At 71.2% G+C, this 20,695-nt stretch carries 29 protein-coding genes; 10 read left to right on the top strand and 19 right to left on the bottom strand.

The genetic code is table 11. The annotated features are described in order from the left end of the window. Nucleotides 1-40: 40 nt before the first annotated feature. The 5 genes from ABD832_RS10650 to ABD832_RS10630 all read right to left on the bottom strand — a co-directional run bounded on the left by ABD832_RS10650 (nucleotide 41) and on the right by ABD832_RS10630 (nucleotide 4,096). A complete protein-coding gene (locus ABD832_RS10650; protein WP_344892015.1) occupies nucleotides 41-1,033 on the bottom strand; it encodes an SMP-30/gluconolactonase/LRE family protein in 993 nt (330 codons plus the stop codon). 252 nt (nucleotides 1,034-1,285) lie between these two features. After that, nucleotides 1,286-1,408 (bottom strand): hypothetical protein, encoded by a 123-nt coding sequence (locus ABD832_RS10645; RefSeq protein ID WP_344892012.1) that lies wholly within the window; start codon nucleotides 1,406-1,408, stop codon nucleotides 1,286-1,288. Nucleotides 1,409-1,419: 11 nt separating this feature from the next. Further along, nucleotides 1,420-2,052 (bottom strand): LysE family translocator, encoded by a 633-nt coding sequence (locus ABD832_RS10640; RefSeq protein ID WP_344892009.1) that lies wholly within the window; start codon nucleotides 2,050-2,052, stop codon nucleotides 1,420-1,422. 155 nt (nucleotides 2,053-2,207) lie between these two features. Then, nucleotides 2,208-2,957 carry an SDR family NAD(P)-dependent oxidoreductase gene (locus ABD832_RS10635; protein WP_344892006.1) on the bottom strand — a complete coding sequence of 250 codons (750 nt, stop codon included), beginning with the start codon at nucleotides 2,955-2,957 and terminating at the stop codon, nucleotides 2,208-2,210. Nucleotides 2,958-3,349: 392 nt separating this feature from the next. Further along, nucleotides 3,350-4,096 carry a TetR/AcrR family transcriptional regulator gene (locus ABD832_RS10630; protein ID WP_344892003.1) on the bottom strand — a complete coding sequence of 249 codons (747 nt, stop codon included), beginning with the start codon at nucleotides 4,094-4,096 and terminating at the stop codon, nucleotides 3,350-3,352. 117 nt (nucleotides 4,097-4,213) lie between these two features. On the opposite strand from ABD832_RS10630, the gene ABD832_RS10625 reads away from it, so the two are divergent. The 5 genes from ABD832_RS10625 to ABD832_RS10605 all read left to right on the top strand — a co-directional run bounded on the left by ABD832_RS10625 (nucleotide 4,214) and on the right by ABD832_RS10605 (nucleotide 7,490). Further along, entirely contained in the window at nucleotides 4,214-5,149 is a 936-nt protein-coding gene (locus tag ABD832_RS10625) for an ATP-binding cassette domain-containing protein (RefSeq protein ID WP_413224911.1), read from the top strand. A 24-nt stretch (nucleotides 5,150-5,173) separates the two neighbouring features. Next, nucleotides 5,174-5,959: an ABC transporter permease gene (locus ABD832_RS10620; RefSeq protein WP_344891997.1), complete on the top strand. Its 786-nt coding sequence runs from the start codon at nucleotides 5,174-5,176 to the stop codon at nucleotides 5,957-5,959. 255 nt (nucleotides 5,960-6,214) lie between these two features. Continuing rightward, nucleotides 6,215-6,508 (top strand): ArsR/SmtB family transcription factor, encoded by a 294-nt coding sequence (locus ABD832_RS10615; RefSeq protein WP_344891994.1) that lies wholly within the window; start codon nucleotides 6,215-6,217, stop codon nucleotides 6,506-6,508. Next, entirely contained in the window at nucleotides 6,505-6,891 is a 387-nt protein-coding gene (locus ABD832_RS10610) for a VOC family protein (RefSeq protein ID WP_344891991.1), read from the top strand. The genes ABD832_RS10615 and ABD832_RS10610 overlap by 4 nt, the downstream gene beginning before the upstream one ends. A gap of 362 nt (nucleotides 6,892-7,253) precedes the next feature. Next, nucleotides 7,254-7,490: a hypothetical protein gene (locus ABD832_RS10605; RefSeq protein WP_344891988.1), complete on the top strand. Its 237-nt coding sequence runs from the start codon at nucleotides 7,254-7,256 to the stop codon at nucleotides 7,488-7,490. An 80-nt stretch (nucleotides 7,491-7,570) separates the two neighbouring features. On the opposite strand, the gene ABD832_RS10600 is transcribed toward ABD832_RS10605, so the two are convergent. The 6 genes from ABD832_RS10600 to ABD832_RS10575 all read right to left on the bottom strand — a co-directional run bounded on the left by ABD832_RS10600 (nucleotide 7,571) and on the right by ABD832_RS10575 (nucleotide 11,328). Next, on the bottom strand, nucleotides 7,571-7,849 hold the full coding sequence (locus ABD832_RS10600; protein ID WP_344891985.1) for a cell division protein SepF: 279 nt from the start codon (nucleotides 7,847-7,849) through the stop codon (nucleotides 7,571-7,573). A 173-nt stretch (nucleotides 7,850-8,022) separates the two neighbouring features. Next, nucleotides 8,023-8,913 (bottom strand): protein phosphatase 2C domain-containing protein, encoded by an 891-nt coding sequence (locus ABD832_RS10595; protein WP_344891982.1) that lies wholly within the window; start codon nucleotides 8,911-8,913, stop codon nucleotides 8,023-8,025. 191 nt (nucleotides 8,914-9,104) lie between these two features. Continuing rightward, nucleotides 9,105-9,272 carry a hypothetical protein gene (locus ABD832_RS10590; protein ID WP_344891979.1) on the bottom strand — a complete coding sequence of 56 codons (168 nt, stop codon included), beginning with the start codon at nucleotides 9,270-9,272 and terminating at the stop codon, nucleotides 9,105-9,107. 158 nt (nucleotides 9,273-9,430) lie between these two features. Further along, nucleotides 9,431-9,817: a hypothetical protein gene (locus ABD832_RS10585; protein ID WP_344891976.1), complete on the bottom strand. Its 387-nt coding sequence runs from the start codon at nucleotides 9,815-9,817 to the stop codon at nucleotides 9,431-9,433. A 3-nt stretch (nucleotides 9,818-9,820) separates the two neighbouring features. Then, nucleotides 9,821-10,243 (bottom strand): hypothetical protein, encoded by a 423-nt coding sequence (locus ABD832_RS10580; protein ID WP_344891973.1) that lies wholly within the window; start codon nucleotides 10,241-10,243, stop codon nucleotides 9,821-9,823. A gap of 350 nt (nucleotides 10,244-10,593) precedes the next feature. Continuing rightward, nucleotides 10,594-11,328 carry a hypothetical protein gene (locus ABD832_RS10575; protein WP_344891970.1) on the bottom strand — a complete coding sequence of 245 codons (735 nt, stop codon included), beginning with the start codon at nucleotides 11,326-11,328 and terminating at the stop codon, nucleotides 10,594-10,596. A 208-nt stretch (nucleotides 11,329-11,536) separates the two neighbouring features. Between ABD832_RS10575 and ABD832_RS10570 the strand changes: the two genes are divergently transcribed. Continuing rightward, nucleotides 11,537-12,109: a cadmium resistance transporter gene (locus ABD832_RS10570; RefSeq protein WP_344893423.1), complete on the top strand. Its 573-nt coding sequence runs from the start codon at nucleotides 11,537-11,539 to the stop codon at nucleotides 12,107-12,109. Nucleotides 12,110-12,161: 52 nt separating this feature from the next. Continuing rightward, nucleotides 12,162-12,974 carry a PrsW family glutamic-type intramembrane protease gene (locus ABD832_RS10565; protein ID WP_344891967.1) on the top strand — a complete coding sequence of 271 codons (813 nt, stop codon included), beginning with the start codon at nucleotides 12,162-12,164 and terminating at the stop codon, nucleotides 12,972-12,974. A 182-nt stretch (nucleotides 12,975-13,156) separates the two neighbouring features. Here ABD832_RS10565 and ABD832_RS10560 read toward each other — a convergent pair whose 3' ends face one another. From ABD832_RS10560 to ABD832_RS10545, 4 genes are all read right to left on the bottom strand, one after another. Beyond that, complete coding sequence (locus tag ABD832_RS10560) at nucleotides 13,157-13,993, bottom strand: TIGR03943 family putative permease subunit (RefSeq protein WP_344891964.1); 837 nt, start codon at nucleotides 13,991-13,993, stop codon at nucleotides 13,157-13,159. Between the two features lie 166 nt (nucleotides 13,994-14,159). Beyond that, complete coding sequence (locus ABD832_RS10555; protein WP_344891961.1) at nucleotides 14,160-15,188, bottom strand: permease; 1,029 nt, start codon at nucleotides 15,186-15,188, stop codon at nucleotides 14,160-14,162. 162 nt (nucleotides 15,189-15,350) lie between these two features. Continuing rightward, complete coding sequence (locus ABD832_RS10550; protein WP_344891958.1) at nucleotides 15,351-16,214, bottom strand: NUDIX domain-containing protein; 864 nt, start codon at nucleotides 16,212-16,214, stop codon at nucleotides 15,351-15,353. Between the two features lie 130 nt (nucleotides 16,215-16,344). After that, on the bottom strand, nucleotides 16,345-16,611 hold the full coding sequence (locus ABD832_RS10545) for a hypothetical protein (RefSeq protein WP_344891955.1): 267 nt from the start codon (nucleotides 16,609-16,611) through the stop codon (nucleotides 16,345-16,347). Between ABD832_RS10545 and ABD832_RS42115 the strand changes: the two genes are divergently transcribed. Both ABD832_RS42115 and ABD832_RS10540 read left to right on the top strand, forming a co-directional pair. Next, on the top strand, nucleotides 16,598-17,026 hold the full coding sequence (locus tag ABD832_RS42115; RefSeq protein ID WP_425582580.1) for a DUF4328 domain-containing protein: 429 nt from the start codon (nucleotides 16,598-16,600) through the stop codon (nucleotides 17,024-17,026). The genes ABD832_RS10545 and ABD832_RS42115 overlap by 14 nt on opposite strands. After that, nucleotides 16,924-17,304, top strand: a complete 381-nt coding sequence (locus tag ABD832_RS10540) for a VOC family protein (RefSeq protein ID WP_413224918.1) — start codon at nucleotides 16,924-16,926, stop codon at nucleotides 17,302-17,304. Before ABD832_RS42115 ends, ABD832_RS10540 begins: the two co-directional genes overlap by 103 nt. Before the next feature lie 19 nt (nucleotides 17,305-17,323). Here the strand turns inward: ABD832_RS10540 and ABD832_RS10535 are convergent, their stop codons facing one another. From ABD832_RS10535 to ABD832_RS10525, 3 genes are all read right to left on the bottom strand, one after another. Continuing rightward, a complete protein-coding gene (locus tag ABD832_RS10535) occupies nucleotides 17,324-17,677 on the bottom strand; it encodes a VOC family protein (RefSeq protein WP_344891949.1) in 354 nt (117 codons plus the stop codon). 192 nt (nucleotides 17,678-17,869) lie between these two features. Continuing rightward, nucleotides 17,870-18,601 carry an SDR family NAD(P)-dependent oxidoreductase gene (locus tag ABD832_RS10530; protein ID WP_344891946.1) on the bottom strand — a complete coding sequence of 244 codons (732 nt, stop codon included), beginning with the start codon at nucleotides 18,599-18,601 and terminating at the stop codon, nucleotides 17,870-17,872. A gap of 1 nt (nucleotide 18,602) precedes the next feature. Then, on the bottom strand, nucleotides 18,603-19,157 hold the full coding sequence (locus ABD832_RS10525; RefSeq protein WP_344891943.1) for an SRPBCC family protein: 555 nt from the start codon (nucleotides 19,155-19,157) through the stop codon (nucleotides 18,603-18,605). Between the two features lie 60 nt (nucleotides 19,158-19,217). Here ABD832_RS10525 and ABD832_RS10520 point away from each other — a divergent pair, with 60 nt between their 5' ends. Next, nucleotides 19,218-19,694, top strand: coding sequence for a winged helix-turn-helix transcriptional regulator (locus ABD832_RS10520; protein WP_344891940.1), 477 nt, complete (start codon nucleotides 19,218-19,220; stop codon nucleotides 19,692-19,694). Between the two features lie 155 nt (nucleotides 19,695-19,849). On the opposite strand, the gene ABD832_RS10515 is transcribed toward ABD832_RS10520, so the two are convergent. Continuing rightward, nucleotides 19,850-20,668, bottom strand: coding sequence for a M15 family metallopeptidase (locus ABD832_RS10515; RefSeq protein ID WP_344891937.1), 819 nt, complete (start codon nucleotides 20,666-20,668; stop codon nucleotides 19,850-19,852). Between the last annotated feature and the right edge of the window lie 27 nt (nucleotides 20,669-20,695).

Here is a 20,695-nt window from a genome sequence, read left to right as displayed (position 1 = left end):
CCTCCGTGTTGCTGCGGTCCACGCGACACCCTGCCGCCGACTACGGCGTCGGCAGCCAGCGCAGCGTGAACGGGAGGTTCGGCTGCTGACCGGTCTGGAGCCGCGGGATCTGACCCTCGGCCACGTAGATCCCGTGCCGGGCCTTCACCACGGAGCTGGGCTGGTCGAGGGTGGCGTTCACCGCCTTCACGGTGCGGGCGCGCACGTCGACCACGTTCAGCGGCCCCGGGTTCTCCGTGACCAGCAGCCGGTTGCGGTCGAGCATCCGGATGCCGTCCGGGGTGACGAACCGCCTGCCCAGGTCGATGACCTCGGCCGGAAGCGCCGATCCGTCGGCGGCGACGCCGACCTTGATCAGCTCTCCGCTGTTGTAGTTGGTCGTGTAGAACGAGCGCGCGCCGTCGAAGGCGATGCCGTTGATCTGCAGTCCGGCCCCGTTCGTGAGGGCGGGGTCCTTCGACCACACCGACAGCGTGCCCCCGGTCGCCTTCCTCGGGCTGGGCGTCGTCAGCTTGAGGATGCGACCGGGCGGCTGCGGGGTGGCCGTCGGGTTGGTCGTGTCGGTGATGTAGACGGCGTTCCTGGCCAGGGTGATGTCGGCGCAGACGCCGCCGTCCGGCAGGGTGTACGCGGCCTTCAGGGCCCCGGACGACAGGTCGAACGCCTGCAGGAGGGTGGGGGTCTGGAACGACAGGTCGATCGCGCACGCCCACAGGACGCCGCGGTCGTCGTCGGCGAGCACCCCGGCGGTCCCGAGGTTCACGTCGGCCGGGACGAACGTCTGGGCGGTGGTGGATCCGGCGGGGAACCGGACGATCTCGCCGGTCACGATGCTGGCGGCGAACACCGTTCCCTCCCGCGTCGCCGCGACGCTCTCGGGGTGGAAGTCGTCACCGGGGACGACGAGGTCGGCCGGCCGGTGCCACGAGGCGGCCGTGTCCAGGTCGTGCCGCTGGTCGGCCAGGGCCGCGGGAGCCGAACCGACGGCGACCGCGGCACCCAGGCACAGGGTGAGGATGAGATTGCGAGACAAGGGCTTCGTGCCCCTTTCTGAAGGCGATGGCGGTGCCGTCCGGTACCGCCCGGAGTTGATCATAGGTATTCAAACGACTCCGGAAAGGGACTTTCGGGCAGACCGGGTGAAAGCGACGGCCCGCGTCGGCGGGCGGTCGTCCGGTCGGTGAGGAACCGGCGGAGGGCGGCGCGCACGGCGGGCTCCGGTCCGCCGACCCTGGGGCCGGGCCCGGTCAGGAGCGTCGCCTCGCCGTTCGCGGACCGGGCTCGATTACGACCGCCTCGCCGTTCGCGGGCCGGGCTCGATCACGACCGTCTTGCCGTCCACGGCCGGTCCGATCACGATCGTCTTGCCGTCCACGGCCGGTCCGATCATGACCGCCTCGCCGTCCACGGCCGGTTTGATCAGGACTGCTGCGTCGCCAGCCGCAGACCGAATCCGATCACGATGACGCCCGTGAGCCGGTCCAGGCCACGTTTGATCGACGGCCTGCGCAACCAGTCGCGTACCAGGCCGGCGAACCCGATGAGCAGGACGCTCCACACCAGCCCCTCGGCCACATGGACGCTCGCCAGCAGGACGCCCATCGCGGCGTGGGGCACGTCGTCCGGGATGAACTGGGGGAGCATCGCGACGTAGAACGCGCCCACCTTCGGGTTGAGCGCGTTGGTCAGCAGGCCGCGGCGGAAGGCCTGCCACCACCCGTCGGCCCGGGGTTCGGGTGCCGTCGCGTCGCCCGCATGACCTTTTCGGCTCTGCCAGAGCATCTGGCCCCCCATCCACAGCAGGTAGGCGACACCCGCCCAGCGCAGCGTCTCGTAGGCGAGGCGGGAGGTCGCGAGGAGGGCGGACAGGCCTGCGGCCGTCAGAAGACCCCACAGGAGCGTGCCGGCCTGGATGCCGAGGACCACGGCCCAGGCCGACCTCCTGCCGGCGAGAAGCGAGGTGCGCAGGATCAGGGCCGTGTCCAGGCCGGGCGTGATCGTGAGAAGTCCCACTATCAGGGCGAACGAGATGACAGACCCCTGTACGTCCATGGGACGTCACCATAGTGATCGCCGCGAGGACCGGTGAGACCGGCCTCCCGATGTCCTCCACACCGCACCGCGCCGGATCACACCGGACCGCGCCGAACCTCACCGTGACCCGTGACCCGTGACCGGCAAGGCGTGACCGGTGAGGCGTCCGGACCTCAGGCGAGGTAGCCACCGTCGATGTCCAGCACGGCGCCGGTGATGAAGGAGGCGCCGGGGCCTGCGAGGAAGGCGATGCCCGCGGCGACCTCTTCGGGACGGCCGTAGCGTCCCATGGCGTTGGCGGCGCGCTGGGCGTCGGAGTAGGGGCCGTCGGCGGGGTTCATGTCCGTCTCGATCGAACCGGGCTGGACGACGTTGACCGTGATCCCGCGGGGTGCCAGGTCGCGGGCGGCGGCCTTGCTGTAGGCGGTGACCGCGGCCTTGGCCGCGGCGTAGTCGGCGACGCCCTGGTAACCGGCGCGGGCGGCCAGCACCGAGCCGACGGTGATGATGCGGCCGTCGGCGCGCAGGACCGTGGCGGCGGCGCGGATCGTGGCCAGTACGCCACCGGCGTTGACGGTGAACTGCCGGTCGAGGGTGCCGTGGTCGGTGGAGGGGTCGTCGATCAGGCCGCCCGCGGGAGTACCGGCGTTGTTCACCAGGATGTCGAGGTGCCCGAAGTCGGCGACGACGTCACCGATCAGAGCGGCGACCTGGTCGACGTCCCCCTGGTCGGCACGGTAGGCGCCGGTACGGACCCCGATGGCCTTGAGGTCACCGGCGATCCCCTGCGCCCTGTCGGCCGAACCGAGGTAGCTGATGGCGACGTCGGCGCCGGCCTCGGCGAGGGCGTGGGCGGTGGCGGCACCGATGCCGCGTGATCCACCGGTGACGAGGGCGACTTTTCCGGTGAGGGGTCCGGGCATGACTGCTCCGTTCTGGTCGGCGAGCGCGACCTTCGAGGACGCGGCCCGGCGAATCGGCGAGCGCACCCCGGCGAAGGGACGGGCTCCGGTGAAGGGCCGACGATCGGTGAAGGGACGCGCTCCGGTACGGGGACGCGGCCCGGTGAGCGAGCGCGGATCGGGGAGAGGACGCAGCCCAGTTAAAAGGCGTGCACCCGGCGGCACATACCCCTACGAGCCCTTGAACCGCCGCGTACTTCCCGGTGACCAGCCGTCACGGACCCGTCCGGAAGGCATGACCTTCACGGGGCGGTGACGCCGTGCGACCTCACCGCCCCGCGAGCGTCACCGCCTCGCGAGCGTCACCGCCCCGCGAGCGTCACGTCCGGATCCGGGTGGCGGTGCCTGTGTCACTACCGCCCGGCGGTCCTGTGCTCGATGAACGCCGCCACGCCGTCGAGGTAGAGGCCCAGCGCGAACGCCCTCTCGGTCTCCTCGTCGTAGGGGATCTCGCCCTCGAAGACCCCGGAGGCGATCGCCCTGCTCAGCGCGGGGAACCGCCGCGCGTCCACCACGCGGGCGAGTGCCGCGCCGTACTGACGGCTGAAGGCCTCGGGGTTGTCCGTGTAGCCCGCGGACAGGTCGAGGCTCAGCCGGAGCTCGCCGTGCAGGAAGGTCAGCAGGCCCATCACGATCCCGACCTTGTCCTCCTCCCCCAGACCGGTGCCGCCGAGCGCGCGCAGCGCGCGGTCGAACCACCAGAGGTTGTTGGGTCCCATCGGCGGCGCACTGATCGGGATCTGCGCGGCCCAGGGGTGCCGGCGCAGCACCGTCAGCGCACCCTGGACCCACAGGGTCAGCCCGGTCCGCCAGTCCACGTCGTCCGGCAGGTCCGGGGGGTCGTCCAGGGCCGCGTCCGCCATCAGCAGGAGCAGTTCGTCCTTGCTCTTCACGTAGCGGTACAGCGCCATCGTGGAGTTGCCGAGCTGGGCGGCGATCCTGGACATCGACACCGCGGCCAGCCCTTCGGCGTCCGCCACCTCGACCGCGGCCCGGGTGATGTCGGCGATCGTGAGGGACGGCCTGCGTCCCCGCCGCACCGTCTCGCGCAGCCCCCACAGCAGGGTCACCTCGGCGGACAGTTCGATGTCGTCGGTCATCCGGTCCCTCTCGTCACGAGCACGGGAACAGTTTAGGAACACCCTTCCACTCTCCTATGCGTATGCTCTACGCTTTTAGGCGTATGAGATACGCAATAACTTCACCGTACCCGAGGAGTGAGAGTGATCGTCGAGGCGACCGGCCTGCACAAGGCCTTCGGATCCACCCAGGTCCTGAACGGGGTGGACCTGCACGTCGAGGAGGGCACGGTCTTCGCGCTGCTGGGCCCGAACGGCGCGGGGAAGACCACCATCGTCCGCATCCTGACCACGCTCCTGCGGCCCGACCGCGGCAGCGTGCGGATCGCCGGGTACGACGTCGTGCATGAGGCGACCGGGGTGCGCGGCGTCATCAGCCTGACCGGCCAGTCCGCGGCCGTGGACGACCAGCAGACCGGCCGGGAGAACCTGGTCATGATCGGCCGGTTGATGCACCTGGGTGCCCCCACCGCCCGCCGCCGCGCCACGGAGCTCCTGGAGCGGTTCGAGCTGGTGGACGCCATGAACCGGCGGGTCAAGACCTACTCCGGCGGGATGCGCCGTCGGCTGGACCTGGCGATGAGCCTGGTCTCGCAGCCGAAGGTGATCTTCCTCGACGAGCCGACCACCGGTCTCGACCCGTCCAGCCGGACGACGATGTGGGACGCCATCAAGGACATGGTCGCGTCGGGGACGACGATCGTCCTCACCACGCAGTACCTGGAGGAGGCGGACCGGCTGGCCGACCGGATCGTGCTGATCAACGGTGGCAGGGTCGTCGCGTCCGGTACGGCCGACGCGCTGAAGTCCCAGGTGGGCGGGGACCGGCTCGACCTGCGGTTCTCCGCCGAGACCGACGTGGCCCGTGCCGCCACGCTGTTCGACGTGCCGCGCGGTACCGACCCGCTCGTGCTGGGCGTCCCGTCCGACGGCAGCGCCGAGCACCTGCACCGGGTGCTGGACGACCTGCGGATCGCGGGCGTGCCGCCCGTCACGGTGTCCTCGCACCGGCCGACGCTGGACGACGTCTTCCTCTCCCTGACCGCCACCGGCCGGACCCCCGCCCAGGTCTGACCGGCTCCCGAAAGGACCACCACCATGACCGTCATCACCGTGCACGGCGGCGCCCGCAACGCCGTGAGCGACTCCCTGACCATGATCGGCCGTAGTGTCCGGCTCAGCCGTCGCAACGTCGACACGCTGGTCATGTCGATCGTCCTGCCGCTGCTAATGATGGCGCTGTTCGTCAACGTCTTCGGCGGGGCCATCAACACCGGCACCGAGTACATCAACTACGTCGTGCCCGGCATCATCCTGCTGTGCACCGGCTACGGTGCCTCGGCCACCGCGATGTCCGTCGCGCACGACATGACCAGCGGCATGGTCGACCGGCTGCGCTCGCTGCCGATCCGCAGCTCGGCCGTCCTGACCGGGCACGTCGTCGCCAGCGTCGCACGGAACCTGCTGTCCACCACCGTGGTCGTCGGCGCCGCCGTCGTCATGGGCTTCCGTCCCGACGCGACGGTCGCCGACTGGACGCTGGCGGCCGGCCTGCTCCTGCTCTACGTGCTCGCGCTGTCCTGGCTGGCGGCAGGACTCGGCGTTATCGCCAAGTCCGTCGAGTCGGCCAGCACGCTGAGCTTCCTCATGCTGTTCCTGCCCTATCTCAGCAGCGCGTTCGTGCCGACGCACACCATGCCGTCGTTCCTGCACGCGGTGAGCGAGAACCAGCCGATCACCCCGGTGATCGAGACCGTCCGGGGCCTGCTGACCGGGACCCCGATCGGCGGCACCGGCCAGGTCGCGCTCGCCTGGTGCGTCGGCCTGCTGGTCTGCTCGTTCACCTTCGCCGTCTGGCTGTTCCGCCGCCGTACCCACGGCTGAGGCGTGGTCCGCGCGAGGTCCGGCTGCCCGTCACGTCGCCGGGACGCGTCCCGGAGGTCGTCCTCGGCCTCATCGCGGGGCCGTTCCTCCCGGCGGGGCCGTTCCTCCCGGCGGGCCGCTCCTCCCGCCGGGCCGCTCCTCCCGCCGGGCCGCTCCTCCCGCCGGGCCGCTCCTCCCGCCGGGCCCGACGAACACGACAGGCAAGTTTCCACTCACCTCTTGTTAGGCAAGTGGTGACTTGCCTATGCTGGGGGTGTGGCGGAAGACCTTTTCAAGGCGCTGTCCGATCCCACCCGCCGGCACATCCTCGACGAGCTGGTGGAGCGGGACGGTCAGACCCTCTTCGAGATCTGCACACGGCTGGTGAGCAAGCACGGCCTGAGCCTGACCCGTCAGGCGATCAGTCAGCACCTGGCGGTACTGGAATCCGCAGGCCTGGTCCGTTCGCGACGCCAGGGCCGCTACAAGTTCCACGACCTGAACACCGAACCGCTTGAGCACATCGTGAACCGGTGGCTCAGGCCGGGCACACCGGAAGGCACCTCATGAGGATCCATCTGTCCAGCGTCTTCGTCGACGACCAGGACAAGGCCCTGCGCTTCTACACCGACGTACTGGGCTTCGTGAAGAAGACCGAGGTCCCGCTGGGCGAGCACCGGTGGCTGACCGTCGTCTCACCGGACGACCCCGACGGGACCGAACTGGTGCTGGAGCCCAGCGACCACCCTGCGGTGAGGCCGTTCAAGACGGCGCTGGTCGAGGACGGCATCCCGGTCACCTCCTTCGCCGTGGACGACGTGCACGCCGAGTTCGAAAGGCTGCGCGGACTCGGGGTGCGCTTCACCCAGGAACCGCTGGACATGGGCCCGGTCACCACCGCGGTCCTGGACGACACCTGCGGCAACCTCGTCCAGATCGCGCACCTCAAGTAGGCACCCGTGCCTCCGACGGCCGGGCCCGCGGGGGTACGAGAAAGGTAGGGCTCCAGGTTCTCCGGCCGATGGCAGGAGATGGGGGCTAACCACGTCGCCGACCGGATCGACCGCACCCTCCGGGGTCGGGCCGGTTCCTCCCGGCGGAGGGCGGCCCGAACGGGAACGCGTGTTCGGCACATAGCGGAAGCCGCCTCCCCTCCCGGTCCGGGCCGGACAGCTGCGGAAGTGCCCCGAACCCGGTCGCCTGTCCGGATGGTTCCCCGAGTTGAACAGGGCCGCTCCAGGTAGTCGTATGAGTGCCCACAGCAATGGGGAGGCGACCCGCAACGGGCCGCCCTCGTCCGAAGGAGAAGACCGCGATGAACCGCACCACGATCGCCGCCGGGTTGATCGCTCTCGGCGCCGTCCTGGCCGCGCCGCTGCTGGCCGCAGGTCCGGCTCACGCGACGACGTCCCCCTGCGACCCCTGGGACGGGCTGGGGATCGGAATCGGAAACGAAGCGGGAAACGGAATCGGGGACGGAGTGGGGAGCGGGATCGGGGACGGACTGGGAAGCGGGATGCTCCTCGACTACGGCAACATCGGCATCCTCTAGGGGCGATCGCACCGCTCCGAACGCCGTCGGCCTCGTCCCTTTCCCGGGTGAGGCGGGCGGCGTCGCCGTCGGGGCACCCGCTACGGCGTCCCGGTGACGTCCGGGGGCGGGGCCGCCGACGGCTCGGGGGCCGGCGGTCGCCGCGCCATCCCGCGGGGCATCAGCAGGAACACCTTGGGCGACAGGCGGTCCATGTCCCCGCCCCTGCCGAACACCAGGCCGGCGGCGAAGTCGACGAACTGCTTGGCCTCACCGTCCGGCACCCCGGTCAGGTCCATCACCACCGGCACACCGGTGCGGAAGTAGTGCCCGACGTGGAGCACCTCGTTGTAGTCCTGGGGACACAGCGTCTTGAACACCGCATCAGTCTCCACCGTCCGCGCCACCCGTCAAGACCTCCCCCACCGGACGGGCCGTGATCGTCCGAACGAGCCCGGACGGTCCGAAGGGGCGGGACGGTTCGAACGGGTCCGAAGGGTTCGAGCGGGCCGGGGCGGTTCGAAGGGGCCGGGGCGCCCGCGCGGGCCGACGGTCAGCCGAACAGGCAGTAGGCGGCCGTCGCGTCGTCGTGGATCTTCGTCCGGGGCCAGCGGGACCCCAGGGGGTCGGTGCGTTCGGCCTCGCGGACGCGGTGGATCAGCTCGCCGGGACCGGGCCCCTCCAGGGTGTCGAGGACCTCGCGCCAGGTGGCCAGGCCGAACCGGTCCACCAGCCGGGAGGCGCCGTCGCTCAGCAGGGCGATCGCGCGTACCCGGTCGGCCGGGAGCGTGCCGGTGAGCGACCGCTCGGCGGTGAGCGGATCGACGGCGGCGACCCAGAAGCCGCCCTCGCGGTTGCGGTGGCCGCGCATGGTCTCCACGTACTCGCGGTGCGCGGTGACGTGGTCGGGGCTTCCGTGGGCGAGCGTGTCCAGGACCGACCGGTGCGTCCTGCCGACCAGCGCCTCCCGGTCGTCGCAGACGACCGTCGGCTCGGCCTCGCCGACCAGGTCCAGGACGAGCACGGAGTCGGCCAGGACGAGGTACTCCAGCTCGTCGCCGGTACGGCGGACCATGACCACCGTGGCCGACGGCGAACCGGGGTGGGTCAGGTCGCAGACGAAGTCGTGGAGGGACGCGACGGCCTTGATGCCGTTTCCCAGGATCTCCGTGAGCGTTCCGTTGTCCTGGACCATGCCCGCCAGAAGGGTCGAGCCGAGGGAGCGGACGTACCAGCCGACGCCGTGGATGCACCCGCAACCCGATCCGTCCGGGGTGCCGGCGCCGTCGAGGAGCACGAAGACCTCGGGTGTCGTGCCGACGAAGTCCTCGTTCCGCCGGCCTGGAGCGGCCTCGGTGGCGAAGGTGATGCGCATCGGGTCGGTGCTCCTCGTGCTGGACGGCCTGATCTGGGCGGACTTGGGAGAGATGTGTGTTTCCCTCACCAGGTTCCCCGGTCGGGAGCGCCGTACTCCCTCCGCGCGAGGATGCCGCTGTCGCGCGGGAGTCCTCCTTTCGCGTGAGAGGGCCGGCGCGGGACCGGTGCGGTGGCGGGACGGCCGGTACGGTACGAGGCCGGTGCGGTGCGCGATGGCCGGTACGGTGCGGGGCCGGTGCGACGGGATGGGGATCTCGGTCAGTACGAGGGGTCGGAGATGGACTCGGCCCGGTAGACGTCCATCGGCCCCTCGTCGTCCTCGTCCACCCCCACCTTTCTCAGCAGCAATGTCCGGCTGCCGATTTTCAGCGAGCGTTCGCCGTTGGTCTCCGTGGACGCGAAGAGGGTGACGACGTGGCCGTGCATATCGCGTACCTGGTCGTATTCCGATTGATCAGGAATATCTAACTTGATGCGCCTGGTCTCGAATGTCACTCTTCCAGTGTGGAGCCGCGGGGTCGGAAATCACCCTGCGGACGTGATGTTTCCCGTCGTTTTCCCGAAGAAATCGCGATCATCGGTCGTCAGGGCAGCGGATCGATCTCGATGTGCCGGTCGTACTGGACGAGTTCCGACCCGCGGTCGGTGAGGATGGGCCACCTGGTGGCCCGGGCGCACCAGACCACGTGCCCGGCCGTGACGTCGCGCGATCCGTCGAGGATCTCCGCGATGTCCCCGACCTTCCCGTGGGTGAAGTCGTCGATCCTCACGCCGGGGGTGGTGACGAGTTCGAACAGCTCGACCTGGGTGGAGATGGGGGAGATGGACAGCACGGCCGCGAGGCCGGTCGCCGGGACGCATATCCCGCCGCCACGGAAGAGGCACATGGCGGCGACGCTCCTGGAGTACTCGGTCTTCGCCACCGCGATGTCGACCAGGGCGCTCACGTCGAGCACTCGACCGGGAAGCATGGTTCAGCCCCTCCGGAAGCCGCGAATGCCGATCTGGTCCCACTCCCTCTCGGAGAGCGGATCGACCCCGAGAGAGCCGGCCGCCCTGTCGAGGTCCTCGCGGTGCAGGTTCCACCGGTGCATCAGGGTGATCACGTGGGGCTTGTTGCCGATCTCTCGTTGGACGGCCGCGTGGATCACGTCGGCGACCCGGCTTCCGGTCAGCCGTGCCTTACGGGAAAGCGCCTCATAATCTGCTTTATCCAACTCTATGGTGATAGAGGTTTCGGAGGCCGTCGTGCCGTTCGCCTTCCGTTCCTCACCGAGCCGGAGATGGGCCAGCCAGAGCGGGATCGGGCCGGATTCCTGTCCGGTCGTCGCACGATCATTCGCCGATGGTCTTTCCGATCCTGTGCCGTCTCGCCAGGCCGGCATGGAGTGGGCCATGCGTTCGACAGTAGCCGTGAATCGCCGATCATGACAGCACTTCTCCGTGACGCCGACGGCCGGTACGGCAAGGCCTCCCGTCGTTTTTCCCGGCCTTTCCGAGATCGGCCCGGCCCATCGCCTTCCGCCTTTTCCCGGCCTCACCGCGTCCTGGGCCCGGCCCCGGAGCAGCGTGGCCTTGGAGCCGCGAGCCCCGAAACCGCGCGGCCTCGGAACCACGAGCCTTGGAACCGCGCGACCGGGTGTCACGTACGTCCGAGGCCGGCACCGCGCGTCCCGTGATCCGTGATCCGTCCCGGCGTTCCGGAGACGGTCGTGCCCGTCCGTCGGCTCGGGCCTGGAGGGGACCGTCATCGCGGGAACCCCATGGGCCGGCCGGGTACCCCCTGGCCGGGATCGATCGGAGGCGCCGACGTGGGTGCGGACGTGGTTCCCGACGTGGGCCCGGAGGTGGACCCGGTCCCGGGATCCTGGGGGGCGGAGGTGGGTGCGGTCCCGGGGTCCTGGGGGGCGGAGGTGGGTGCGGTCCCGGGATCCGGGAGGGCGGTGCCGCAGAATCCGGCGGTCCGTCGTTCCGCGGCGAGCTGGTCGACCGGTTTGCGGTACTCCTCGCGTTCCTGCCGCGGTGGTTCGTACCGCCAGGAGCCGCCCTCGAAGACGAAGCCGAACTCCGTGGTGCCACCGGCCCTGGTGGCCTGGACCAGGGCGGTGTCGCCGGTGACCGCCACGGACGCGATGGTGAACGGGGAGTCGGCCACGATCGGCGGGCAGAGCGTGAACAGCCGCACGTACTCCTCCCGGGAGATCAGCTGCTGTGCCCCCGCGGTCCACAGGTCCCAGAAGTCACCGTAGGAGCCGCTGCCGTAGGCGTCGAGCGCGGGCTGCACGGCCTGGCGGACCGAGGTCTCCGAGTGGTCGGCGCCCTGCGACGGAGCCTTGGCCGGGGGTGAGGAGGGCGGGTTGAGCACCATGAACATGGTCACGACGGCCCCGATGGCCACGCCGAGGGCCAGAACGAGTATCACGGCCAGCCCCCGCCCCGTCTCGCCCCGGGAGGGCTTGCCGTACTGCGGCGAAAAGCCCACGTGCGGTCTCCGGGGGCCGGTGAGAGCGGATGAAAGTGATCATAACGCCCATGGCGTGAGGGTGGCCACGGCGCCGTCCGGTCACAGGGCAACATACCCGGTCGCCGATCGGCGCACGTCCCGCCACCGGAGACCGGACGCACACGGTGTCCGGCCCACGGGGGTGAGAGGACCCGGTCGCCGGGACGGGCGACATAATGCGCCGGTGATGTCAACGATCGGTACGGCCGTCGCCGTCTTCGCAGGCACCAACGTGGACGACCTCGTCATCCTGACGGTGCTCTTCCTGACGTCCCGGGCGGGCGGCGTTCCCCGTCCCGCGCAGATCGTCGCCGGTCAGTACGCGGGCATCGCGACCCTGGTGGCCGTCTCGGCCGTGGCCGCGCTCGGGCTGGCCGTCGTACCGGACCGCTGGGTGGGACTGCTCGGCCTGGTGCCGTTCGGCCTGGGAGTGCGCGGGCTGGTCAGGGCCGCGCGGAGCGACGGGGACGAGGCGCCGCGGGTCGCCTCCGGGGTGATCTCGATCGCGGGGGTGACCATCGCCAACGGGGCCGACAACATCTCCGTCTACACCCCGCTGTTCCGTACGATCGGGACGGTGGCGACCGCCGTCACGATCGCGGTGTTCGCGGTGCTCGTGGCGGTCTGGTGCGCGGCGGCGTCCTGGCTCGGGTCGCACGAGAGGGTCATCGCGCTGGTGGAACGGTGGGGCAGGTGGCTGGTGCCCGTGGTGTTCATGGCCATCGGCGCGGTCATCGTCGCGGAGTCGGTATTTAGATAAACATGGACAATTCACCCGAATCCGGGGTATACGGATCGGGGAACTACCTGTCATGCGAGACCACTTACGCTTCTACCGTCATCGATGGTTCAAGGCGTGGATCGCCATGATCGTTCTTTCCTTCTCACTCATCGCCGTGATGCAGGCCGCCGGGAACGAGGCGTTGCTCCCCGCGGCGTTCTTCTACGGGGCCGCGGCCGGGCCCGTCGCCCTCCTGCTCGCCACCCACGACCGGACCCAGATCGGCGTCAGCGTGCCGGCCATGACGCTGATGGGGATGTTCCTGTTCGGCGGGGGCGTCGCCCTCCTGCTCGGTGGCTGTCTCGACTCGCTGTTCATCTCCCCGAAGGACGACGTCTCGATTTTGCGGGTCGGGTGGATCGAGGAGTCCGCCAAACTCGTCCCGCCCCTCGCGGTCGCCCTCACCGGCCGCCACCTGACCAAGGCGGCCGGGGTCGCCCTCGGCCTGTCCTGCGCGACCGGATTCGCGATCATGGAGTCGATGGCCTACGCCTGGAAGAACGTGGCGGGCGAGGGCGGGGTGGTCGGTGCGGGCACGATCCTCTTCCTGCGCGGCCTGACCACCCCGTTCAGCCACCTGGTGTGGACCGGCCTGATCTGCGCGGTGGCGTTCGGGACCTGGCGGACGCGCGGGCGCGTGGTGGTGACCCTTCCCGTCGTCGCCGCCTTCGTGACGGCGGCCGTGCTGCACTCGCTCAACGACGGCCTGCTCGTCCTGGACATCCCCCGCCCGGTCCGGCTGCTCTTCCTCGTCGTCGCGGTGGTGAGCTACTGGCTCTTCCACCGGGCCACCCGCGACCTGAAACCGCCCGTGGTGCCCGACCAGGTCCCCTCCCACGCCTGACCCGGGCACCCTGACCCGAGTACACCCGGACCCGCGCGCGCCCGGACCCGCGCACCCGGGCCCGTCCGCGCACCCGGACCCGCGCGTCCGTCCGAGGCGCACGCCCACCGGAGCCCGGCCCCGGGACCCGGCCTCCGAGCCCACGCGCACGGCCGGGAGCCCGCCTGCGACGCCGGGCCGGTCTACTCGTACGTCTCGTCGGGGGCCTTCACCGGGGTGAGGCTCTCCCCGGTCAGCTGCGGGTACACCACGCCGTTGGGCATCTCCCCGAACGTCTGCGGGATCCAGGTGCCCGTGACCTCGACCCAGGTGTCGGCCGGAGGCGCGTCCAGACCCCTGACCGCGACCTTCAGCGGGAACGCGTCCGCGGCGCAGCAGGCGATCTGCATGCGGGTGACGTACCACTGCCCCTTCTTCTTGGCCGGGGAGACGAAGCCGGTCAGCCTGACCTTGCGGCCGGTGAGGGACTTCTTGTCGTCGTCCCAGGCCCGGCCGATGAACTCGCCGACGGTCATGTCCACGGGGGCGGTGCCGCCGGTCAGCGGGGTGAACGAGCTCAGGGTCTGGTCGCGGGGCGGCGGGGTGTCCTCCCGGGAGGCGGCGAACGAGCCGAGCGCGGGCGGTGCGATCAGGAAGATCGCGAAAACCGGCAGGCACATCAGCCAGGCGACCCGGGGCCCGCCACCGGCGTGATCGTGCCCCCCGTGCGAGGCGTGCGGGCCGTGTTCCCCGGGCGAGCCGTCGCGGTCGTGCCCGGACGCCGGCTCCTCCGCCCGGCCCGGATCGCCCGGGAGGTGACCGTGCCCGGCCGGTACGGGCTCCTCGGCGGTACGGTTCTCCGTCCGGGACGCCTGGAGCAACCCGGCGACCCCGAGGATCACCAGCACCGCCCCGGCACCGATCAGGAAGGGCTGGAAGCCCGGTTTGACGTAGTTGAGGTAGGTGGTGGAGAACGCCGAGATCCGCAGCACGGCGCAGCCCAGCAGGGTCAGGACCAGGTTCTGTGTCACACGGTTCATCGGGGGCCGCGGACTCCTTCCGGACTCGCGAACGCGGTGGACGGGGTGAGAAAGGCGCCGGGCATGCCGGGTGCGACGGTCTCCCGGGCGGTACGACCGGCGCCCCATCCGCGGCAGGACGTAACCCTCCGCGCCGAGCCGGCCCGCGGGGACGCCGCGGGGCGCCTCACAGGAGCCACCAGCCGAACAGGACGCTCACCCCGACGGCGAGGGCGAAGGTGAGCGGGACGAACCTGAGCGCGAAGGCCCTGCCGAACGTGCCGATCTGCAGCGCGATCAGCTTGAGGTCGACCATCGGCCCGACCACCAGGAAGGCCAGCTTCGCGGTCGGGGAGAACGCGGTCATCGAGGCCGCCACGAACGCGTCCGCCTCCGAGCAGATCGACAGCAGTACCGCCAGCAGCGCCATCACCAGGACGGCCAGCCACGGCACCCCGGCGATCGTGTTCAGCCACTCGCGGGGGACGACGACGTTCAGCGTGGCCGCGGCCAGCCCGCCGACGATGAGGAAACCACCCGCGTGCAGCAGGTCGTGCCGCATCGCCTCGGCGAACTGGGCCAGCCGGGGGCCCTCGCCCTGCGGCCGGGAGGGGATGCGCAGCCACTCGCTGCGGCCGAACCTCAGCCAGAGCCAGCCGACCAGCACCGCCACGGTGAGCGAGGCCCCGAACCGGGCGGCCACCATCAGCGGCTGGCCGGGGAAGGCGACGGCGGTCGCGACCAGCACGATCGGGTTGATCGCGGGTGAGGCGAGCAGGAACGCCAGCGCGGCGGCCGGGACCACCCCGCGCGACATCAGCCCCGAGGCGACCGGGACGGACGCGCACTCGCACCCCGGCAGCACCGCTCCGGCCATCCCGGCGACCGGCACGGCCGCGGCCGGGTTCTTCGGCAGCGCCCTGGTCCAGAACGACGCGGGGACGAACGCCGTGATCGCCGCCGACAGGGCCACGCCGAAGACCAGGAACGGCAGCGCCTGCACGCAGATCGCCACGAAGATCGTGGCCCAGGTCTGCAGGGCCGGTGCCGTCAGGTGCGGGGTGAGCAGCAGGCGGCCCACCACCAGCGCGACGATGACGAGCGCGAACCCCCACGGCAGGGCACTGCCGGAGCCTCGACGTCCCCAGGAGTCGGGAGGGACCGGTGTCTCGTCCTGGGCCCAGGTGTCCCGCGGGCCGGTTCGGAGCTCGGACATGCGTCTCATCGTGCCAGAAGTTCCGCGTGTCCCGGCCGGAACGTCACAGCTGTGACGACGGCCACGGTCGTCGTGCGCGACGTCCCGCGTGTCCCGCTCGGCAGGCCGCGGCCGTGACGGCCGGTCCTCGTGCGCGACGTTCCGGCATGCCGGGACGGAACCTCACAGCTGTGACAGCAGCCACCGGGGGCCGACGACCTCGGCGCCCAGTTCCGTGACCCGTCCGCGCAGCCCGCGGTCGGCGGTGACGACCAGCACCCGCTCCCACGGCGGGGAGTCCCGTACGACCTGGACGACGGCGTCGTCCCCGTCCCCCGGGGCGGAGATCACCAAGACGCCGGGCACCGGGCCGGCACCTCGGGCGGCGCCCTCGACGACCGCGGACATCCGGGGGAACCAGCACTCCAGCGCGGGTACCCGGCCGGGCACGGCCCGCAGGCCACCGGCGGCGCGTGCCCCGACCTCGGCGAGCAGCCCGACCGCCGCCCCGGCGCGGTCGTTCCACCAGCCGTGCTCGGCGCGGGCGCCCACCACGTTGGCGACGTCCAGGACGACGAGACAGGGGGCGAGGGCGAGGCCGACCTGCGGCCAGGTCTCGGCGAAGCCGGGGTGCAGGTTCCTGGTGGTGACCTTCTCGGCCGGGAGCCAGCGCAGGTCGATGCTCTCGCTGTTGGCGGGGGTCACCGGCAGCAGCCCGGAGGCCTCGGCGATGACGGTCTCGAAGGACCACCCGCCGTGGTCGTCGAGGTAGACGCCCTGTACCCGCAGGCCGGTGCGGTCCATCACGACCTCCTCGGACGCCTCGCGCAGGGCGGCCTCGACGCCGCTCTCGTGACTGTCGCGGGCGCCGCCCGGCAGTCCCCAGGTGCCGCCGTGGTGACTCCAGTACGCGCGTTTCTGCATGAGGATGTGAGGGGTCCCCGTGCCGTCGTGGTGAACGGCCAGCAGTCCGGACGCCCCGTGCACGCCCCAGTGCCGATGGCCGCGATCGCACCGGGCCCAGCCGTCCCCATCCTTGGCCGCCATGCGACCAATGATGCCCCAGGCCCCGGCCCTCCTCGGAACACCGCCCCCGTGGTGGACCCGCCCGGAGAGCGTGGCCCGCCTCCTGGAGGCGGGCGCTTTTCGGACGAGGTCCCGTTCGTGAGCCGGTCGTTCACCGGAGGTACGGCGTGACACGCGCCCGTACGGCCGTGTCATGATCCGGCATACTGGCGCGGATCTCACCCCCCGGTCGAAGGAACGTCATGACCACGAGCGCGTTCGCCGTGCCCGTTCGACCCCTGCGTCCGATCCGCCCGTTCGCGACGGTCGTCGTCGTCTCGATCGCGCTGGTCTGCGCCGCGTCCACCGTCGTGTCGGTGCTGCAGCTCCTCGGCGGGGAGAAGTGGGCACGGCCGGCGGTCCTGATGTGGTACGTCATGGGCGGGCTCCTGTACCTCGTGGCGGGGGTCGCCTTCCTGTGCTGGCTGTTCCGTGCCCGTGCCAACGCCTACGCGATCTCCCCGGGGGTCTTCCACACCTATCCCACGTCGTACCTGATCCTCGGCTGGATCCCCTTCCTCTGCCTCTTCGTCCCCAAGGGGATCGTCGACGACATCTGGGCCACGTCACGGCCCGGTGGGCTGTGGCCCGGGACCGATCTCCTGCGGGTCCGCCCGCGTGGTCGCGGCACCCCGGACAGGCCGGGACGTTCGAGGACGGCGCCCACTGGACGCATCTCGCGCTCTTCACCCTGTTCGTGCGCGACTACGACGAGGCCGTCGCCTTCTACGCCGGGAGCCTCGGGCTCGACCTCCTGGAGGACAGGCTCATGGACGACGGCGAGCGCTGGGTGACCGTACGGCCGCGAGGTGCGCGGGAGACGGCGCTCCTGCTCGCCCGCGCCCGTACTCCCGAGCAGGAGGCACTCGTCGGCGGCCAGACCGGCCTGGTCTTCTCCACCGCCGACCTCGTCCACGACCACGAGCGGATGACGGCGGCGGGCATCGTCTTCGAGGGGACCCCGCGACGCGAGCCCTACGGCACGGTGGCCCTCTTCTCCGACCTGTACGGCAACCGGTGGGAACTGCTTCAGCCCAACGTCTCACCGGTGCACGGCCGACCGCTCCCGTGATCCCTGCGGCGCGCCGCGCTCATGCGCTCCTTGTGAACCGGATGATCTGAAGGGTGTTCCCGTCGGGGTCGGCGAACGTCCCGAAGCGGCCGGAGGGGCGGTCCGCGACGGGGACGAGCCAGTCCACGCCCGCCGCCCGGAGCTGCGCCTCGACGGCGTCGAAGTCGTCGACGTGGAAGTTGAGGATCATCCGGCCGGGCTCGCCGTTCCCGGGGGCGACGTCGTCGCGCTCCTCGATGACCAGCAGGAACCCGCCGAGATCGATCGGCCCCTCGCCCCGGTGGTCCGGTGCCAGTGCCCTGCGGTACCAGTCGCGCAGTTCCGCGGGCCGGGTGGTGCCGAGAAGGATGCTGCCGGGTCTCGGTGTGGTCATTTCGAGTCTCCTCGTCGTACGCGGATGTCGTCGTGGACGGATGTCGTAGGTGGATGCCGCCGGACGCGAACGGCCGGAGCGCGGGCGGGCACGGACGGGGACGGGGGCGGCGCGGCGGGACGCCGGTCGGGTCCCCGTCCCGGGCGGGACCGGGGGGCGACGGTGCGCGGGCCGGCGCCGGCCCGCGCACCGTCACGCGGAGGACGTGCCGTGGGCGGTCACGACGGCGGCGTACTCGCGCTCCAGCGCCTTGGCCGGGCCGCTCCGCCAGCCGGCGGCCATGGTCTGCGACGTGGGGTCGGGGAAGATGTCCTCCTCCTCGTTCTCCACACCGTCGAAGACGGCTCGCGCGACCGACTCCGGCGAGGCCTTGGGGGCGTCGAACGCGCGGGACATGTCGGTGTCGGTCGGGCCGGTGAAGACGGCGTGGACCCTGATGCCCCGGCCGGCGAGGAGCGCCCGCTGCGACTGCGTCAGGGAGAACGCGGCCGCCTTCGAGATCGAGTAGGCCGGGACCATCGGCAGTGGGGCGAAGGCCGTCATGGACAGGTTGTTGACGACGGCACCTCGCGAACGGGTCAGCTGGGGCAGGAACGCCTGCGTCACGCCGTGCGCGCCGAAGAGGTTGACGGCGAGCTGGTCCTCGATCGCCGCACGGTCGCCGAGGTCGTCGTAGAGCGCCGTTCCGGCGTTGTTGACGAGCACGTCGAGCGAGGGGACCGACCGGGCGGCCCGTTCGATCTGCGCCGCGTCGGTCACGTCGAGGAGCAGGGGCGTGACCCGTTCGTCCGGGTGGCCGAGGGGTTCGCGGGTGCCGGCGTACACCCGCCGGGCGCCTCTGCGCAGGGCCTCCTCCAGCAGCGCGCGTCCGATACCCCGGTTGGCGCCGGTGATCAGGACGATCCTGTCCGTGGTCGCGGTCATGTCAGGCGCCGCCCGGTCCGGTGGCGGCCGGGCCGGTGACCTGGAGCGAGCGCTTGGCGCGCTGCACGGTGGCGGCGCGCTGGTGCTCCGGGGCGTCCCCGTTCTCCCTGGGGTTCGGCCGGCCCGTCCCCGTCTCGATCAGACTCCGCAGGCTGCCGTCGATGTAGCCGCCCCAGGCGTTGGAGCACACGTCGTAGCACTCGTACCGCGGGACCAGGCCGACGTGGGTGAAGCGGACCTCGGCACCGCCGCCGTCCCTCTCGGAGATCTCGAAGACGATCTCGGTGCCCGTCCACTCGCTCTGGTCGGTGACGAAGTCGAAGTGGTTCTCCAGGACGAGCCAGGCGACCTTCCGGCCGGGCACGAGCTCGGTGACGCGGATCCTGCAGCGGTGGACGTCCCTGTAGTGGTGGTCGAACTCGCCGCCGACCCGGTCGGTGACGCCCTCGACGTCCTGTGACCACCAGCCGCGGACGTCGGTGATGGCCTCGAACGCCTCCTGGGGAGTCCGGCCGACCGGGAAGGTGACGGTGAAGTTCTGATCTGCTTGCATCATGCAAGCAACCGTAACCGATGGCGCTTTCATCATGCAAGCTCGGTCGGTAGAATCGGACGCATGCTGGGAAAGACCTACGACTCACAGGTGTGTTCGATCGCGCGCTCGCTGGAGGTGATCGGCGAGCGCTGGAGCCTGCTGATCATCCGCGACGCCCTGTTCGGAGGGGCGACGCGCTACAGCGACTTCCAGCGCAACCTGGGCATCGCGACCAACGTCCTCAAGGCCCGCCTCGACGGCTTCGTCGAGGCCGGGATCATGCGGCGTCACAGGCACTCCGAGCAGTCCGGGCTGCACGAGTACCTGCTGACCGACAAGGGGCGTGCGCTCGCGCCCGCCCTGGTCGCGCTCTCGGAGTGGGGCGACCGGTGGGCGACCGACGGGGAGCCGCCGATCCTCTACACCCATTCGGTGTGCGGCAACGAGGTCGGCCAGCAGACGGTGTGCGCCCACTGCGGCCGCGTGGACGACCCGGCCGAGATCCAGGCCGTGATCGGGCCCGGCATGCCCGCCGGACGCGTACCGCGCGAGGCGTGACCCGGCGTCGACGCCGATGCGGAGAGCGAGTGAGGGGACCGGTGAGGGGCGGACCGCGGGCCGGGTCTCGGGGAGCGGCGCCGCCCGCGACCTCGGCCGCCGTCCATGGGGAAGTGCTGGTAGTCCTTTCTCGGGGAGCGGCGCCGCCCGCGACCTCAGCCGCCGCCCATGGAGAAGTGCTGGTAGTCCTTGATGCCCGACCAGTCACCGCCCCACTCCCAGCCCTCCCGTTCGAAGGCCCTGACCACGCGGTCGCCCGGGTTGATCACTCCGGGAGCCTTCAGGGGGCGCTTGAGGAATTTGCGGGCGTTGCTGTGGGAGCCCGAGCCGTCGGCGTAGACGTACGGGTTCTCGCGCGGGTTGATGTCGACGGCCCGGCCGTAGGCGTGCCTGGACCAGCTGCTCGACCCCGTGGCCGGGCGGCAGTTGAAGGCCGAGGTGTTGTCGGCGTCGATCGAGGCGAAGTCGTCGCCCCTGTAGACGTCGACGAGCCGCATCCTGTAGATCGGCCAGCGCCAGCCGTACAGGCGGCGGAAGACGGAGACGATGTCGTCGGCGGCCTCCTCGTGCACGACCAGCTCGCCGGTGTGCGGCCTGTCGTCGAAACCCCAGTAGGTCATCGTGATCAGCCGCAGGTCGCCGACCGGGACCGGGCATCCGGGCCGCCACGAGTACCTGAGCCGTTCGCGGGTGACCCGGGAGACCTTCGCGGAGAACTCCGGCGGGCCCGTCGGGGCCGGTGACGCCGTGGCGGACGGGCCTGCCGTCGGTGTCGCGGCCGTGGGCGTCGCGCCGGTCGGCTCCGGGACGGCCACCCCGGTCGCGGACGGGTTCACCGAGGGCGACGCCGCAGGCGCGGAGGTGGCCGGAGAGGCGGCCGGGGAGGCCGCGACGCCGCACGCGGCCACGGTCAGGCAGCCTGTGACCGTCGCGAGCGCGGCCCGGGTACGGATCGCGAATCTGGAACCTGGCACGTGCCGCCCCCCTCGAAAAACAGACAA

The organism is Streptosporangium longisporum (assembly GCF_039534895.1).
GTDB classification, from domain to species: Bacteria; Actinomycetota; Actinomycetes; order Streptosporangiales; family Streptosporangiaceae; genus Streptosporangium; species Streptosporangium longisporum.
Note: the sequence above shows the minus strand (reverse complement) of the source record. Positions and strands in the feature narration are given on the sequence as shown.

Excerpts from the sequence above, each read along its gene's own strand:
- ABD832_RS10545 (WP_344891955.1), bottom strand. The coding sequence starts at position 16,611 with ATGACGTACCACATCAGGACCGCCGGCCGTGCCCACTTCTCCCCGCCG.
- ABD832_RS10585 (WP_344891976.1), bottom strand. The coding sequence starts at position 9,817 with ATGCTTCCCGGTCGAGTGCTCGACGTGAGCGCCCTGGTCGACATCGCG.
- ABD832_RS10640 (WP_344892009.1), bottom strand. The coding sequence starts at position 2,052 with ATGGACGTACAGGGGTCTGTCATCTCGTTCGCCCTGATAGTGGGACTT.
- ABD832_RS10535 (WP_344891949.1), bottom strand. The coding sequence starts at position 17,677 with ATGACCACACCGAGACCCGGCAGCATCCTTCTCGGCACCACCCGGCCC.
- ABD832_RS42115 (WP_425582580.1), top strand. The coding sequence starts at position 16,598 with ATGTGGTACGTCATGGGCGGGCTCCTGTACCTCGTGGCGGGGGTCGCC.
- ABD832_RS10635 (WP_344892006.1), bottom strand. The coding sequence starts at position 2,957 with ATGCCCGGACCCCTCACCGGAAAAGTCGCCCTCGTCACCGGTGGATCA.
- ABD832_RS10590 (WP_344891979.1), bottom strand. The coding sequence starts at position 9,272 with ATGCACGGCCACGTCGTCACCCTCTTCGCGTCCACGGAGACCAACGGC.
- ABD832_RS10610 (WP_344891991.1), top strand. The coding sequence starts at position 6,505 with ATGAGGATCCATCTGTCCAGCGTCTTCGTCGACGACCAGGACAAGGCC.
- ABD832_RS10530 (WP_344891946.1), bottom strand. The coding sequence starts at position 18,601 with ATGACCGCGACCACGGACAGGATCGTCCTGATCACCGGCGCCAACCGG.
- ABD832_RS10605 (WP_344891988.1), top strand. The coding sequence starts at position 7,254 with ATGAACCGCACCACGATCGCCGCCGGGTTGATCGCTCTCGGCGCCGTC.
- ABD832_RS10630 (WP_344892003.1), bottom strand. The coding sequence starts at position 4,096 with ATGACCGACGACATCGAACTGTCCGCCGAGGTGACCCTGCTGTGGGGG.
- ABD832_RS10555 (WP_344891961.1), bottom strand. The coding sequence starts at position 15,188 with ATGTCCGAGCTCCGAACCGGCCCGCGGGACACCTGGGCCCAGGACGAG.
- ABD832_RS10620 (WP_344891997.1), top strand. The coding sequence starts at position 5,174 with ATGACCGTCATCACCGTGCACGGCGGCGCCCGCAACGCCGTGAGCGAC.
- ABD832_RS10580 (WP_344891973.1), bottom strand. The coding sequence starts at position 10,243 with ATGGCCCACTCCATGCCGGCCTGGCGAGACGGCACAGGATCGGAAAGA.
- ABD832_RS10565 (WP_344891967.1), top strand. The coding sequence starts at position 12,162 with ATGCGAGACCACTTACGCTTCTACCGTCATCGATGGTTCAAGGCGTGG.
- ABD832_RS10525 (WP_344891943.1), bottom strand. The coding sequence starts at position 19,157 with ATGATGCAAGCAGATCAGAACTTCACCGTCACCTTCCCGGTCGGCCGG.
- ABD832_RS10560 (WP_344891964.1), bottom strand. The coding sequence starts at position 13,993 with ATGAACCGTGTGACACAGAACCTGGTCCTGACCCTGCTGGGCTGCGCC.
- ABD832_RS10550 (WP_344891958.1), bottom strand. The coding sequence starts at position 16,214 with ATGGCGGCCAAGGATGGGGACGGCTGGGCCCGGTGCGATCGCGGCCAT.
- ABD832_RS10570 (WP_344893423.1), top strand. The coding sequence starts at position 11,537 with ATGTCAACGATCGGTACGGCCGTCGCCGTCTTCGCAGGCACCAACGTG.
- ABD832_RS10520 (WP_344891940.1), top strand. The coding sequence starts at position 19,218 with ATGCTGGGAAAGACCTACGACTCACAGGTGTGTTCGATCGCGCGCTCG.